Source organism: Streptomyces sp. CA-142005 (genome assembly GCF_050942335.1).
Taxonomy (GTDB): Bacteria; Actinomycetota; Actinomycetes; order Streptomycetales; family Streptomycetaceae; genus Streptomyces.
Genome location: NZ_CP192078.1, coordinates 4,916,265 through 4,929,949, shown reverse-complemented (window position 1 = coordinate 4,929,949; position 13,685 = coordinate 4,916,265). Strand labels below are relative to the sequence as shown.

Below are 13,685 nucleotides of genomic sequence, written 5' to 3'. Positions count from 1 at the left end.
GGGCCGCACCGTCCGGTGCACCGCCGCCACGAGCCGCCGCCCCGCGTGGGCGGCCGGCTCCGCAGACCGGAGAACCCGATGGACATATCGACCAAGACAACTGACGCACCACCCCCCACGCCCCAGCCCTCGACGGCCGAGCAGAAGCGCAACGCCCGCGGCGCGACCCGCCCGGGTGACCGCATCTTCCTCGGCCTTTCCCGTGGGTCCGGCATCCTGCTGCTGGTGATCATGGCCGCGATCGCGGTCTTCCTCACCTACCGCGCCTCCCTCGCGATCAGCAAGGACCACGGCAACTTCCTGACCACCTCCGAGTGGAACACCAACCTCGTCCCGCCGACCTTCGGCATCGCGGTACTGGCCTTCGGCACGATCGTCTCCTCGGTCATCGCCATGCTGCTCGCCGTCCCGGTCGCGGTCTCCATCGCGCTGTTCATCACGCACTACGCACCGCGCCGGCTCGCCGGTCCCGTCGCGTACGTGATCGACCTGCTCGCCGCCGTGCCGTCCATCGTGTACGGCCTGTGGGGCGCGCTGGTCCTCGTACCGCACATGAACGGCCTCTACGGCTGGCTCAACGACTTCTTCGGCTGGACCGGCATCTTCTCCTGGGACAAGGGCGCCCCGCGCTCGATGCTCACCGTCGGCATCCTGCTCGCGATCATGATCCTGCCGATCATCACCAACGTGAGCCGCGAGGTCTTCCGCCAGGTCCCGCAGATGCACGAGGAGGCCGCCCTGGCCCTCGGCGCCACGCGCTGGGAGGTCGTCCGGATGTCCGTGCTGCCCTTCGGCCGCTCCGGCGTGATCTCCGCGTCGATGCTCGGCCTCGGCCGCGCGCTCGGCGAGACGATGGCCGTGGCCACCGTGCTCTCCCCCGACTTCATCATCCACGCCAGCCTGCTCAACCCGGGCGGCGGCACCTTCGCCCAGAACATCGCCAGCAAGTTCAGCGAGGCGACGGAGTTCGGCCGGGACGCACTCATCGCCTCCGGTCTGGTCCTGTTCGTCATCACCCTGCTGGTCAACGGCGCGGCCCGGATCATCATCGCCCGCCGTGCGGAGTACTCGGGGGCCAACGCATGAGCACCGCATCCGTCACGCACAAGCGCCACAGCACCCTGCGCGGCGCCAGCCTGCCCACGTGGTCGCCGTGGGTGATCGCCGCGGGCTCCCTCGCCCTGGGCATCGGCATCTCCCTGGCCGCCGGCCTGGACAGCAAGATCCAGTGGGGTCTGATCGCCGCGGTCCTGTTCGTCCTCGGTACGTACGTGATCGCCGCGCGCGTCGAGGGCCGCCGCCAGGCCAAGGACCGCGTCGCGACCAGCCTCGTCTGGGTCGCCTTCCTGCTCGCCGTGGTGCCGCTGGTCTCCCTGATCTGGGTGACCGTCGCGCGCGGTGTGAAGGTCCTGAACGTCTACTTCCTCACCCACTCCATGGGGGTCGTCGCCGACACCGAGCCCGGTGGTGGCATCTACCACGCCATCATCGGCAGCCTGGAGCAGGTGGGCCTCGCCACCGTGATCGGCGCGCCGATCGGCGTGCTCACCGCGATCTACCTGGTGGAGTACGGCCGAGGCCGGCTCGCCAAGGCCGTCACCTTCTTCGTCGACGTGATGACCGGCATCCCGTCGATCGTCGCGGGTCTGTTCATCCTGTCGCTGATGCTCATCTTCAAGATGCAGCCGTTCGGCTTCGCCGGTTCGCTGGCCCTGGCCATCCTGATGATGCCGGTCGTCGTCCGCTCCACCGAGGAGATGCTCAAGCTCGTCCCGAACGAGCTGCGCGAGGCGTCCCTCGCCCTCGGTGTGCCGAAGTGGCGCACGATCCTGAAGGTGGTCCTGCCGACCTCCATCGGTGGCATCACCACCGGCATCATGCTGGCGATCGCCCGTATCGCCGGTGAGACCGCGCCGGTTCTGCTGCTGGTCTTCGGCAACCCGTTCATCAACAACAACCCCTTCGAGGGGGCGCAGGCGTCGCTGCCGCTGTACATCTACCAGCAGTTCGCGAACAGCGCGGGTTCCGGAGCGGCGTACGACCGCGCGTGGGCGGCCTCGCTCACGCTGATCGCCTTCGTGATGATCCTCAACCTGGTGGCCCGCGGCATCGCCCGCTGGAAGGCCCCGAAGACCGGTCGCTGAGTCGCGGCCAACCTCGGCGACTGACAAGACTTATCTGGAAGTGAAGTAGACATGGCCAAGCGAATCGACGTAAGCGGACTCACCGCCTACTACGGCTCCCACAAGGCGATCGAAGACATCTCGATGACCGTCGAGCCGCGTTCGGTGACGGCGTTCATCGGCCCCTCCGGCTGCGGCAAGTCGACGTTCCTGCGCACGCTGAACCGGATGCACGAGGTCACCCCCGGTGGCCGCGTCGAGGGCAAGGTGCTGCTGGACGACGAGGACCTGTACGGCACCGGGATCGACCCGGTGTCCGTCCGCCGCGAGGTGGGCATGGTCTTCCAGCGCCCGAACCCCTTCCCCACGATGTCGATCTTCGACAACGTGGCGGCGGGCCTGCGCCTGAACGGCAAGTACCGGAAGTCGGAACTGAACGACATCGTCGAGAAGTCCCTGAAGGGCGCGAACCTCTGGAACGAGGTCAAGGACCGCCTGAACAAGCCGGGCTCCGGCCTGTCGGGCGGCCAGCAGCAGCGTCTGTGCATCGCGCGGGCGATCGCGGTCGAGCCGAACGTGCTGCTGATGGACGAGCCCTGCTCCGCCCTGGACCCGATCTCCACCCTCGCCATCGAGGACCTGATCGGTGAGCTGAAGGAGCGCTTCACGATCGTCATCGTGACGCACAACATGCAGCAGGCGGCGCGCGTCTCGGACCGTACGGCGTTCTTCAACCTGGCGGCCGTGGGCCAGCCGGGCCGGCTGATCGAGATCGACGACACCGAGCGCATCTTCTCCAACCCGTCGGTGCAGGCGACCGAGGACTACATCTCGGGCCGCTTCGGCTGACAGGCGCCGCCGCGTCGGCCGAGCCGACGCCGGTGTCATGGAACCCCTCGCGGTGCTGCATGGCGGTGCCACCGCGAGGACGCAAGAGGGCCCGCCCCTGGCTCCCGGGGGCGGGCCCATTGCGTTCGCCTCGGGCCGTGGGACGGCCGTCCGGGCCTTTACGGGGCGAGGTCCAGTACGCGGACCGGCTCGCCGATCCACCGGTCGGGGGTGGTGGTGGCGATGATCGCCGCGTCGGGACGGTCCGGGGTGGGTTGAGCGGCGTGGAGACAGTGCGCCGCGGCCCACGTGTGCTGCCGGGCCACGGCCAGGGCCGCGGGCAGGTCCAGGTCCAGGACGGTGATGCCGGGCAGGGCGGCGAGCTGTTCTGCCGTAACGGGACGGGCCCGGTCGGCTTCGGGAGGCAAGGACATGGCCCCGGCCGGCCGCGGCCATGGCGGTGTCGTCCAGGACGATGTGCATCGAGTCGCTCACCGGGCCGCCGCCCGGGCCAGTCGGCGGTCCGGCTCGCTGTCGAGGGCCCGTTCCTCCGCAGGACTGGGTGCGTAGCCCGTCCACTCCTTCAAGGCGGCGCGGGCCTGCTCGGCGGGGGTGAGCAGAGTCTCGGAGAGCTGGGCCAGGTAGGCGCGCAGCGACATCCCCTCGGCCGCCGCTATGGCGTGCGCGCGGGAGCCGGGCTACAGCACCGTCAGCTTCTCCACGCCGAAGGCCAGCGCGGCGACCACCCCCGCCGCCGGCATCGTGATGAACCAGCCCAGGACGATGTTCTTGGCCACGCCCCAGCGGACGGCGTTGACGCGCTTGGTCGCGCCCACGCCCATGATCGCCGAGGTGATGACGTGGGTCGTGGAGATCGGGGCCTTGAAGAGGAAGGCCGTGCCGAACATGATCGAGGCGCCGGTGGCCTCGGCCGCGAAGCCCTGCGGGGGGTCCAGCTCGATGATCTTGCGGCCCAGGGTGCGCATGATGCGCCAGCCGCCCGCGTAGGTGCCCAGGGACAGCATCACCGCGGAGACGATCTTCACCCAGACCGGGATCGGGTCGCCGAAGGTCTCGTGGCCGGAAATCACCAGTGCCATGACGACGACACCCATCGTCTTCTGGGCGTCCTGAAGGCCGTGGCCGAGGGCCATGCCGGCCGCCGAGACCGTCTGCGCGATGCGGAAGCCGCGCTTGGCCTTGTGCGGGTTGGCCCGGCGGAACAGCCACATGATCGCCAGCATGACGAGGTAGCCCACGATCAGGCCGACCACGGGGGACAGGAACATCGGGATGATGATCTTGTCCAGGACGCCGTTCCAGTGGACCGCCGTGCCGCCCGCCAGGGCCGCGCCGACCAGGCCACCGAACAGGGCGTGGGAGGACGAGGACGGCAGACCGAAGTACCAGGTGATCAGGTTCCAGGTGATCGCGCCGAGCAGGGCCGCGAACAGGATGCCCATCCCCGTCGAGCCCGAAGGCGTTTCGATCAGGCCTTCGCTGACGGTCTTGGCGACGCCCGAGCCCAGGAAGGCACCGGCGAGGTTCATCACCGCGGCCATGGCGAGGGCCGCCCGGGGCGTGAGCGCTCGCGTCGACACCGATGTCGCGATCGCGTTCGCCGAGTCGTGGAAGCCGTTGGTGTACGTGAAGAAGAGCGCGACCAGGATGGTCACGATGAGGGCGAAGGTGTCCATCGACGCCTCAGGACTCCTTGACGGCGATGGTCTCCACCGTGTTCGCCACGTGCTCGAACGCGTCCGCCGCCTCTTCCAGGACGTCCACGATCTGCTTGAGCTTGAGCACCTCGATCGCGTCGTACTTGCCGTTGAAGAGGTGGGCCAGCAGCTTGCGGTGGATCTGGTCCGCCTGGTTCTCCAGGCGGTTGACCTCGATCCAGTACTCGGTCAGGTTGTCCAGCGTGCGCAGGTTCGGCATCGCCTCGGCCGTCAGCTCGGCGGCCCGGGCCAGGACCTCGATCTGCTGCTCGACGCCCTTCGGCAGTTCCTCGACGTTGTAGAGGACGACCAGGTCGACGGCCTCCTCCATGAAGTCCATGATGTCGTCCAGGGACCCGGCGAGGGCGTAGATGTCCTCGCGGTCGAACGGCGTGATGAACGAGGAGTTCAGCTGGTGGAAGATCGCGTGCGTGGCGTCGTCACCCGCGTGTTCCGCGGCCCGCATACGCTCTGCGATCTCGGCTCGGGCAGGTGCGTCCGCCCCGAGCAGTTCCATCAGGAGTTTCGAGCCGGTGACGATGTTGTCCGCGGATGCGGCGAACATGTCGTAGAAGCTCGTCTCCCTGGGGGTCAGACGAAAGCGCACGTGGGGTCCTCGGGGTGCTTCGGTTTCGGTCAGGCTGATGCTAGGCGCATCATCCGGCCACGGCTATCGGGCCGCATCCCAGTGTCGCCCATCGGGCAAATTGATCAGCACGGGGGCGGACCAAGGGCTCCCTACCCCGCAAAGTTGGTTACCATATACCCACTAGGGGTATGTATCCCCGATTGTGTCCAGAGCTTGTCCCGCAGCTCGTCCCGAGATGGAGGCCCGCGATGACGACGACCGAGGCCGGCGCCACGGCTCCCTCCGAGACCACGGGTGGGACCGTGAGTGAGACCGGGCACACTCCGCACGCCACGCACGGCTACCACAAGCAGAAGGACGAGCACCTCAAGCGGCTGCGCCGGATCGAGGGGCAGATCCGAGGCCTGCAGCGGATGGTCGACGAGGACACCTACTGCATCGACATACTGACCCAGGTCTCCGCCTCCACCAAGGCGCTGCAGTCGTTCGCGCTGCAGCTGCTGGAGGAGCATCTGCGGCACTGCGTGGCCGACGCGGCCCTCAAGGGCGGCGACGAGATCGACACCAAGGTGGACGAGGCGACGAAGGCGATCGGCCGCCTCCTGCGCTCCTGAGAGCGGGGCGCTACTGGTCCGCACGTTCCTCGGACACCCGCAGCACCTCGTCGATGCTCTCCAGGCTGAGCCGGTCCTCGGCCGCTGAGGCCGCGATGATCAGCTCTCCGCACAGCTCGATCTCGGCGAGGGCCACGTGGTCCTGCACCGCCGTACCGCCGACCGGAGCCACCCGCCTCACCTCTTCTCTGCCGTCACCCGCTTCCTAGAGTAGGGAGCGCTGCACATACCGCGCATGGCACGGACGGGCTACTTACGGGGTGGTGCCAGGGACTAGTCGCCGTCCTCGGCGATACGGCCCGCGTAGATGTCCGCCGAGCGCGGCAGCCGTACGTCGGCGGGGGCGCCGAAGTCGTAGAGCAGGGTCGTCGAGGCGACCGCCACGGGGGTCTTCTGCTTGCCGTTGACGAAGCTGAAGCGCTGCCTGAGCTTGCGGATGCGGCCCTGGTCGTCGAGATAGGCGTCGAACGGCACTTCGGCCGTGGCGAACCCTTTTGCCGCCGCCGCCAGTGGCTCCCTGTTCGCTGCGGAGGCCTTCCGGGCCGCGCTGCCCAGATCCGCCGTGCCCCGGTAGTGGCGTACGGCCGTGCCGCCGACCTCGGTGGTGCCGACATAGGTCGCCGTCCGCGTCCCGCGCAGCACCTCGGCAGCCGCGTACGGGTCGGTCGCGCCGCCGGTGACCAGGTTGCCGTCGGACAGCGTGGCGGTGTCCACGCGGACCCACTTGTCGGGAGGCACGCCCGCGCCCCGGTTCTTCATGAACAGGGCGCCGGGGGCGAGGAGTTCGGTGATCGGCTGGTGCTCGGAGGCGCCCGCCGGGTCCTCGGGCAGGACGACGATGAGCCGGCCGAGCCGGTGCCGGTAGTCGTAGACGCCCTGGCCGCGGATGGTGACCCGGGTGCCGCCCGTGGCCATCTCCATGGACGTGGTGGCCTTGGAACTGCCCGCGCCGCGCAGGGTGTCCACGGCCCGGTGCAGGACGGCGACCGGGTCGCCCCCGCCCTTGACGTCCTCGGCGGCGGCCCCGCTGCCGGAACAGCCCGTGGCACCCGCTCCGAGGCCGAGCATGATGCCGACCGCGACGACCGTCCTGCCCGCGGTCCTGTGCTGCCGCCGTTCCATCGCCTGCCTACCCCCAAGCCGGTACGTCCGTCACGGGCCCCCTGTCGTCCGGCTAACGACGGGTAGGGGGACACCGTCACGCGCTGTCGTGGGGCGGGGAAGGCCATACGAACCCTTTAACCGCGGTGTCGGTAACGTTGTCAGCGTGGCGCAGCAGGAGGGGCCGGAGCGCGTCCGGCAGGGGCAGGGCCAGGAGCACCTCACCTCGACGACGGAACAGGGCCGCTTCTGCCTGGCCCGCTGTAGCTGCGGCTGGCGCGGTCCGGCCCGCCGGGCCCGCAGCCAGGCCCGTGCGGACGCGGAGGCTCACGCGGCGGAGCGGTGAAGGGCGTCGACGAGTTCGCGGTCGCGGGGCTGGGTGAGGCGGCTGCGGGCCGCGGCGGGGGAGAGCCACAGGATGCGGTCCACCTCGGCGTTCGGGGCGAAGTGCCCGGAGACCGCCTCGGCCGCCCAGTAACGCACCTGCTTCGGGCGGCCGTTGGCCAGATACCGCAGGGTCGGCAGTTCGGCGCCGGGCACGGCCGTGTACCCGGTCTCCTCCGCGACCTCCCGAAGGGCGCCCGCGAGCGCGTCCTCCCCGCGCTTGAGTTTGCCCTTCGGATGCGACCAGTCGTCGTACTTCGGCCGGTGGACCAGACAGATCTCCAGGTCGCCGGAGACCGGCGAGCGGCGCCACAGCACGCAGCCGGCCGCCCGCACCAGGGTGTCGCTCACACCGCCTCCTCGGGGGGACTCAGGGTGCGCTGACGGTCTGCTTCTGCCAGGCCTGCTGGAAGGCGAACCTGGCAGCCTCCACCTCGTGCCGCTGGTCGGCGTGGAGCACGCCGAGCGCGTACGCCGTCGCGGGGGCGATCCGGGGCGTACGGGCGGCCTGGGCCGCCGCCGCTGCCGCCTCCGAGGCGTCCCGGTGCCGGTTCAGGGCCTGACCGGCCGCCAGCAGGCGCATGTCCACGGGCAGTCCCCCGGGCTCCCGGCTTCGCCCGAGCTGGGAGGTGCCCCCACCGCCGTGCAGCGCCTCCTGGGCGTACCGGTGCAGCCGCAGCAGCAGCCGGACCTGGTGCCAGGGGCCGTCCTGGGCGTGCGGGGCCGGGTCCGGGGACAGTCCGTGCACCAGGGCCTCCGCGTTGTACGGGTGGCCCGCGACGACCAGCGGAAGACCTGCGATGGCGTCTGTCAGCCGTTCCTCCGCAGCGGCTGCCAGGGGACGCAGGTCGGTCGTGGGGGCGGTGGGCGTGAGGGGGACCTCGCTGGCGAGTACGGCGACCTTGTCCGCGACCGCGTGGAAGCGGCTCGATCCCAGTGCCTGCAGGGCCGTGGAGTGAGCCCGGGTCCGGGCCAGGGTCAGCTGGCGTTCGAGCAGCGCGCCCGCTTTCGCCGCGCCCACCGTGAGGTTGCCGCGTTCCGGCGCGGGGCTCGCCGGACCGCTGGAGTCGAGCGGTGCCGTCGCGCCCACCTCGGCGGACGTCACCTGGCCCGGGAAGGCCGTGGCCCCGGACAACCGGTGCAACGCCAGCAACAGCCGCTCCAGCCGCGCCTCGTACGCGTGCTCCAGGCCCAGCGTGCCCGACAGCCAGGCCAGTTCGGGGCGCATCTCCTCGGACCAGTCGGGGTCGAGGAGCGGACGGAAGGTGTGCAGGCTGCCGCTGATGCGGCGGGCCGAACGGCGCAGTGCGCGCGCCGCGTCGACGGATTCCCCCGCGCTCTTCTCCCCGGCGCCCGCCTGAGCTCGCGCCGGGCCGCCCCCGTTCGCACCGCCGGTCTCACGGTGCAGGCGCAGGGCGCGGAGGAACTCCGTGGCCTGGGCGCGCAGATACGCCGCGAGGGCGTCCCCGGTCACCACCTCGGCCGTGGGGTCCGTCGGGTCAAGGTGTTGCTGTGCCACGCCGGCGCCTCCGGGCGTCTATGAGCATCTCCTGGACGTTGCGCAGGGGTTGGCCGTCCGCGTCGGTCGCGTGTCGCGTCCACTCGCCGTCCGGACCGAGGTGCCAGGAGGAGGTCGAATCGGACATACCGGTGTCGAGCAGCCGGTTGAGGGCTGCCCGGTGGGCGGGGTCGACGACCCGCACCAGGGCCTCTATCCGGCGGTCGAGGTTGCGGTGCATCATGTCGGCGCTGCCGATCCACACCTCGGGCTCGCCGCCGTTGCCGAAGGCGAACACGCGGGAGTGCTCCAGGAAGCGGCCGAGGATCGAGCGGACCCGGATGTTCTCCGACAGGCCGGTGACGCCGGGGCGGACGGCGCAGATGCCGCGCACCCAGATGTCCACCGGCACGCCCGCCTGGGAGGCGCGGTAGAGGGCGTCGATGACCGCCTCGTCGACCATCGAGTTGACCTTGAACCGGATGAACGCCGGACGGCCCGCGCGGTGGTGCTGGACCTCCTTCTCTATCCGTGAGATCAGGCCGTCGCGCAGGGACTTGGGGGCCACCAGCAGGCGGCGGTAGGTCTCCCGGCGGGAGTAGCCCGACAGACGGTTGAAGAGGTCGGACAGGTCCGCGCCGACCTGCTGGTCGGCGGTGAGCAGGCCCAGGTCCTCGTACAGGCGCGCCGTCTTCGGGTGGTAGTTGCCCGTGCCGACGTGGCTGTAGCGGCGCAGGGTCTCGCCCTCCTGGCGGACCACCAGGGACAGCTTGCAGTGCGTCTTCAGGCCGACCAGGCCGTAGACGACGTGGCAGCCGGCCTCCTCCAGCTTGCGCGCCCACTTGATGTTGGCGTGTTCGTCGAAGCGGGCCTTGATCTCGACCAGGACGAGGACCTGCTTGCCGGACTCGGCGGCGTCGATGAGCGCGTCGACTATCGGGGAGTCGCCGGAGGTGCGGTACAGGGTCTGCTTGATGGCGAGGACGTCCGGGTCGGCCGCCGCCTGCTCCAGGAAGGCCTGCACGGAGGTGGAGAAGCTGTCGTACGGGTGGTGCAGCAGCACGTCCCGGGTGCGCAGGGCCGCGAAGATGTCCGGCGCGGACGCCGACTCGACCTCGGCGAGGTCGCGGTGGGTGCCGGCGACGAACTTCTGGTACTTCAGCTCGGGCCGGTCGAGGCTGTGGATGCGGAAGAGGCCGGTGAGGTCGAGCGGACCCGGCAGCGGGTACACCTCCGCCTCGCTGATCTTCAGCTCGCGGACCAGCAGGTCCAGCACCTCGCGGTCGATGGACTCCTCGACCTCCAGGCGCACCGGCGGGCCGAAGCGGCGCCGCATGAGCTCCTTCTCCAGGGCCTGGAGCAGGTTCTCGGCGTCGTCCTCCTCGACCTCCAGATCCTCGTTGCGGGTGAGGCGGAAGGTGTGGTGCTCCAGCACCTCCATGCCCGGGAACAGCTCCTCCAGGTGCGCGGCGATGACGTCCTCGATGGGGACGTACCGGCCGGGGCTGCTCTCCAGGAAGCGGGACAGCAGCGGCGGCACCTTCACGCGCGCGAAGTGCTTGTGGCCGCTGACCGGGTTGCGTACGACGACGGCCAGGTTCAGGGAGAGGCCGGAGATGTACGGGAAGGGGTGCGCGGGGTCGACGGCCAGCGGGGTGAGGACCGGGAAGATCTGGTGCCGGAACAGCGTGAACAGGCGGGCCTGTTCCTTGTCGGTCAGCTCGTTCCAGCGGACCAGGTGGATGCCCTCGTCCGCGAGCGCGGGGGCGACGTCCTCGTGGTAGCAGGCGGCGTGCCGGGCCATGAGCTCGCGCGAGCGGGCCCAGATCATCTCCAGCACCTCGCGCGGCTGCAGCCCGGAGGCGGAGCGCGTGGCCACACCGGTGGCGATACGGCGCTTCAGACCGGCCACCCGGACCATGAAGAACTCGTCCAGGTTGCTGGCGAAGATCGCGAGGAAGTTCGCACGCTCCAGCAGCGGTGTGTTCGGGTCCTCGGCGAGCTCCAGGACGCGCTCGTTGAAGGCGAGCCAGCTGCGCTCACGGTCGAGGAAACGGCCCTGTGGCAGGAGGATGCCCTCGGCCTTCGCCTCCTCGTACGCGTCGAGATCCGCGTCGAGGTCGGGTTCGAGGTCGGAAACCGCTCCCTGCGCGACATGCGTGCGGTGCGCGGCTATGGAGCCCACGTCGGGCTGGATGCGCTGGACCTCTGCCTGGGTGTCTTGCTGGCTCATGACCCCATTCTTCCGCGCCACGGGCATTACGGGCGCGTCGGAACGTGCGGGCGGGAGCGTCACGGCCCCGTTCCCCACGGGCCCCTCGGGGGGCGGCGAAGGCTCTGGCACGGCGGGCTTCATTGGCCGAGCGTCGCAAGTCTGGCTGAATCGATGGTTACGGAGACATGACGTGCGGGATAGCGCGGGGCGGCTCCCGGGGGTCCTGGTTGCGAAAGCGAGGCCGGTGACGCGCCCCGCAGGGCGCGCGGAACCGCGCGGGCGGCCACGACGGAACCGTGGCCGCCCGCGCCGCTTGACCCAACGGCGATCAGGCGGAGACGAGGACGCCCTTGGTGCCGGCGGCGGTGGCCGTCCCGGCCGCCCGAAGCGCTCCGGTCTGCCGGCGCAGCACCAGGTAGGAGGCGAGCACCAGCAGGCCGGTGACCGCCAGGAACAGCGCGCTGGTGGTGAGCTGGAGGGGCCAGTAGTGAGAGTAGGGGTGGTAGGTGTTGAAGTAGCCGACCGCGTTCACGGAGGCGCGGTCGCACGCCCCGGAACCGCAGGACACATGCTCGCCGGTCCTGGTCACGAGGCCCTGGGCGACGATGAGGCCGTCACCGTGGTAGCCCTGGTGGAGGTCGCCGATGCGGGTGACCGCCGGCCACAGGTGGGGCAGCAGCTGCTGGGCCACACCGGCGACGCCCACGGTGAGCAGCGTGCCGACGACCAGCGCGGGCAGCGTACGGCCCAGGGCCAGGCCCGCCAGGGTGCCGGCAGCCAGCCCGGTCAGGGCCAGCGTGGCGGTGGTGGGGCCGTTGGCGTGGAAGGTCGCGAGGTCGTACCAGCGCTTGGCGGAGTCGACCCGGCCCAGCCCCGCCGACCAGGCGCGGTGGTGCAGCCAGAACAGCAGACAGGTGCCGGCGGCGACGAGGGACGCCGGGACGGCCAGCCGGACGGTGAGCCAGCGGGCCGGGGAGGTGCCCTGGGTCCAGGACAGCCGGGCGGTGCCGGTCTCCATCTCCCGGCCGGTCAGGGCGGCGCCGGCCCAGGCGGCCACCAGGAAGGGCAGCGCGATCAGAGCGTCGGTGGCGTAGTCGTAGTAGTCCTTGTAGCGCAGGATCGAGGCCTGGTCGTACGTGCATATCCTCATGTCCAGGTCGCAGGCGTCGAACTGCCGCCAGCCCGCGGCGGCCGCGTCGGCTAGCGGTCCGGCCAGGGCGAGCTGCACGGCGGCCAGGAGGATCACCAGGCCGGCGAAGGCGTACAGCGCGGGGCGGTGCAGCCGCAGCAGCCAGCGGACGGTGCGGGGACGCGGGAGGGTCGGGTCGGTGGTCACGCGGCACTCTCCTCGGTGACGGCCAAAGCGGTGGTCAGGGCGGGGGCCTCGGGATTGCGCAGGTGGGCGAGGACCAGTTCCTCCAGCGTGGGCGCCACCGTGCGCCAGCCGGCGGGCAGCGGCCCCGACGGGCGGATCAGCGCGGTCAGCTGGCGGCCGGTGACCCGGGACTCGACCACGGCGTGCGCGTCGAGGCCGGCGGAGTCGGCGGCGCCGGTGACCCGGAGGTGGGCGGCGAGCAGGTCGTCGATCTCGCCGGCCAGCCGGATCCGGCCGCCGCCGACGAGCAGCAGGTGGTCGCAGGAGTCCTCCAGTTCGGCGACGACGTGGGAGGACATCACGATGGTGGTGCCGAACTGGGCGGCCTGGGCCATCAGCGTGCCCATCAGCTCGTGCCGGGCGAGGGGATCGAGGTCGGCCATCGGCTCGTCCAGGAGCAGCAGTTCGGGCCGCTTGCCGAGGGCGAGGGCGAGCGCTACCCGGGTGCGCTGGCCTCCGGAGAGGGAGCGGATGCGGGCCCTGGGGTCCAGGTCGCCGCCCGCGACGACGTGCTCGGCGGCAGCCGCGTCCCAGTGCCCGGGGTTGAGGTCGGCGCCCATGCGCAGGATCTCGGCGATCGTGAGCTGCGTGTAGAGCGGCTTGTCCTGGGCGACGTAACCGACCCGCGGGCGGACCGCGGCCGGATCGGCGCCGAGCACCCGCAGCCGGCCCTCGGTGGGCGGGAGCAGCCCCGCGGCGAGGGCGAGCAGCGTCGACTTGCCGGCGCCGTTGGGCCCGACGAGGGCACACACCCGCCCGGCGGGCAGCCGGAAGGCACAGTCGCGCAGCGCCCAGCCTCCCCGGCGCCCGAAGCGCTTGCCGAGGCCGGTCGCCTCGATCGCCGTGTCGCTCATGAACGTTCTCCCTGGAAGTGCGTGTCGAGTACGGCGGTGAAGAGTGCGGCCACGTCGTCCCGCTCCAGCCCGGCGCCGCGTGCCCGCTCGGCCCATGCCTCCAGCTCGGTACGGAGGGAGGGGTCGACCGGGCTGGTGCCGAGCGCCCGCCGCACGAAGGTCCCAAGACCCCGGCGCGCCTCCACCAGTCCCTCGCGTTCCAGTTCCCGGTACGCCTTCAGGACGGTGTTGGGGTTGATCGCGGTGGCCTCCACGACCTCGCGTGCGGTGGGCAGCCGGTCTCCCGGCTGGAGCAGGCCCATGCGCAGGGCCTGCTTGGTCTGCTGGACGATCTGGACGTAGGTGGCGACCCCGCTGTGCCGGTCGATGCGGTACTCGACCATGCG

The 13,685-nt window shown here is 70.9% G+C and carries 16 protein-coding genes and 1 pseudogene; 5 read left to right on the top strand and 12 right to left on the bottom strand.

The features are described 5' to 3' along the window. Positions 1–78 precede the first annotated feature (78 nt). From pstC to pstB, 3 genes are read left to right on the top strand one after another with little or no spacing between them, the layout of a single operon-like run. Complete coding sequence (gene pstC / locus ACQPXS_RS23180) at positions 79–1,086, top strand: phosphate ABC transporter permease subunit PstC (protein WP_351805153.1); 1,008 nt, start codon at positions 79–81, stop codon at positions 1,084–1,086. Then, positions 1,083–2,144: a phosphate ABC transporter permease PstA gene (gene pstA, locus ACQPXS_RS23175; RefSeq protein ID WP_433451196.1), complete on the top strand. Its 1,062-nt coding sequence runs from the start codon at positions 1,083–1,085 to the stop codon at positions 2,142–2,144. The genes pstC and pstA overlap by 4 nt, the downstream gene beginning before the upstream one ends. Positions 2,145–2,195: 51 nt before the next feature. Further along, complete coding sequence (pstB, locus tag ACQPXS_RS23170) at positions 2,196–2,972, top strand: phosphate ABC transporter ATP-binding protein PstB (RefSeq protein WP_351805157.1); 777 nt, start codon at positions 2,196–2,198, stop codon at positions 2,970–2,972. A 158-nt stretch (positions 2,973–3,130) separates the two neighbouring features. Here pstB and ACQPXS_RS23165 read toward each other — a convergent pair. The 4 genes and pseudogenes from ACQPXS_RS23165 to ACQPXS_RS23150 form a co-directional block, all read right to left on the bottom strand. Then, positions 3,131–3,434, bottom strand: a pseudogene (locus ACQPXS_RS23165) (hypothetical protein). Between the two features lie 8 nt (positions 3,435–3,442). Further along, entirely contained in the window at positions 3,443–3,628 is a 186-nt protein-coding gene (locus ACQPXS_RS23160) for a hypothetical protein (RefSeq protein WP_433455909.1), read from the bottom strand. A 21-nt stretch (positions 3,629–3,649) separates the two neighbouring features. Then, the gene (locus tag ACQPXS_RS23155) at positions 3,650–4,648 is read right to left on the bottom strand and encodes an inorganic phosphate transporter (RefSeq protein ID WP_351805163.1); all 999 of its coding nucleotides are present in this window, start codon (positions 4,646–4,648) and stop codon (positions 3,650–3,652) included. A 7-nt stretch (positions 4,649–4,655) separates the two neighbouring features. Further along, on the bottom strand, positions 4,656–5,276 hold the full coding sequence (locus ACQPXS_RS23150; RefSeq protein ID WP_433451194.1) for a DUF47 domain-containing protein: 621 nt from the start codon (positions 5,274–5,276) through the stop codon (positions 4,656–4,658). A gap of 230 nt (positions 5,277–5,506) precedes the next feature. Between ACQPXS_RS23150 and ACQPXS_RS23145 the strand changes: the two genes are divergently transcribed. Then, positions 5,507–5,872, top strand: coding sequence for a metal-sensitive transcriptional regulator (locus ACQPXS_RS23145; RefSeq protein WP_433451193.1), 366 nt, complete (start codon positions 5,507–5,509; stop codon positions 5,870–5,872). Between the two features lie 10 nt (positions 5,873–5,882). On the opposite strand, the gene ACQPXS_RS23140 is transcribed toward ACQPXS_RS23145, so the two are convergent. Both ACQPXS_RS23140 and ACQPXS_RS23135 read right to left on the bottom strand, forming a co-directional pair. After that, a complete protein-coding gene (locus ACQPXS_RS23140; RefSeq protein ID WP_356304288.1) occupies positions 5,883–6,044 on the bottom strand; it encodes a hypothetical protein in 162 nt (53 codons plus the stop codon). A 101-nt stretch (positions 6,045–6,145) separates the two neighbouring features. Then, the gene (locus tag ACQPXS_RS23135; RefSeq protein ID WP_433451192.1) at positions 6,146–6,994 is read right to left on the bottom strand and encodes a hypothetical protein; all 849 of its coding nucleotides are present in this window, start codon (positions 6,992–6,994) and stop codon (positions 6,146–6,148) included. Positions 6,995–7,139: 145 nt separating this feature from the next. Here ACQPXS_RS23135 and ACQPXS_RS23130 point away from each other — a divergent pair, with 145 nt between their 5' ends. After that, positions 7,140–7,319: a hypothetical protein gene (locus tag ACQPXS_RS23130; RefSeq protein ID WP_433451190.1), complete on the top strand. Its 180-nt coding sequence runs from the start codon at positions 7,140–7,142 to the stop codon at positions 7,317–7,319. Here the strand turns inward: ACQPXS_RS23130 and ACQPXS_RS23125 are convergent. From ACQPXS_RS23125 to ACQPXS_RS23100, 6 genes are all read right to left on the bottom strand, one after another. Continuing rightward, a complete protein-coding gene (locus ACQPXS_RS23125; RefSeq protein WP_433451189.1) occupies positions 7,301–7,708 on the bottom strand; it encodes an NUDIX hydrolase in 408 nt (135 codons plus the stop codon). The two genes, ACQPXS_RS23130 and ACQPXS_RS23125, sit on opposite strands and share 19 nt — an antisense overlap. A 19-nt stretch (positions 7,709–7,727) precedes the next feature. Continuing rightward, the gene (locus ACQPXS_RS23120; protein WP_433451188.1) at positions 7,728–8,876 is read right to left on the bottom strand and encodes a CHAD domain-containing protein; all 1,149 of its coding nucleotides are present in this window, start codon (positions 8,874–8,876) and stop codon (positions 7,728–7,730) included. Continuing rightward, on the bottom strand, positions 8,857–11,211 hold the full coding sequence (locus ACQPXS_RS23115) for an RNA degradosome polyphosphate kinase (protein WP_433451187.1): 2,355 nt from the start codon (positions 11,209–11,211) through the stop codon (positions 8,857–8,859). The genes ACQPXS_RS23120 and ACQPXS_RS23115 overlap by 20 nt, the downstream gene beginning before the upstream one ends. Positions 11,212–11,398: 187 nt before the next feature. After that, positions 11,399–12,406, bottom strand: a complete 1,008-nt coding sequence (locus tag ACQPXS_RS23110) for an ABC transporter permease (protein ID WP_433451186.1) — start codon at positions 12,404–12,406, stop codon at positions 11,399–11,401. Beyond that, positions 12,403–13,299, bottom strand: coding sequence for an ABC transporter ATP-binding protein (locus tag ACQPXS_RS23105; protein ID WP_433451184.1), 897 nt, complete (start codon positions 13,297–13,299; stop codon positions 12,403–12,405). Before ACQPXS_RS23105 ends, ACQPXS_RS23110 begins: the two co-directional genes overlap by 4 nt. Beyond that, entirely contained in the window at positions 13,296–13,682 is a 387-nt protein-coding gene (locus ACQPXS_RS23100; protein WP_433451183.1) for a GntR family transcriptional regulator, read from the bottom strand. Before ACQPXS_RS23100 ends, ACQPXS_RS23105 begins: the two co-directional genes overlap by 4 nt. Positions 13,683–13,685 lie beyond the last annotated feature (3 nt).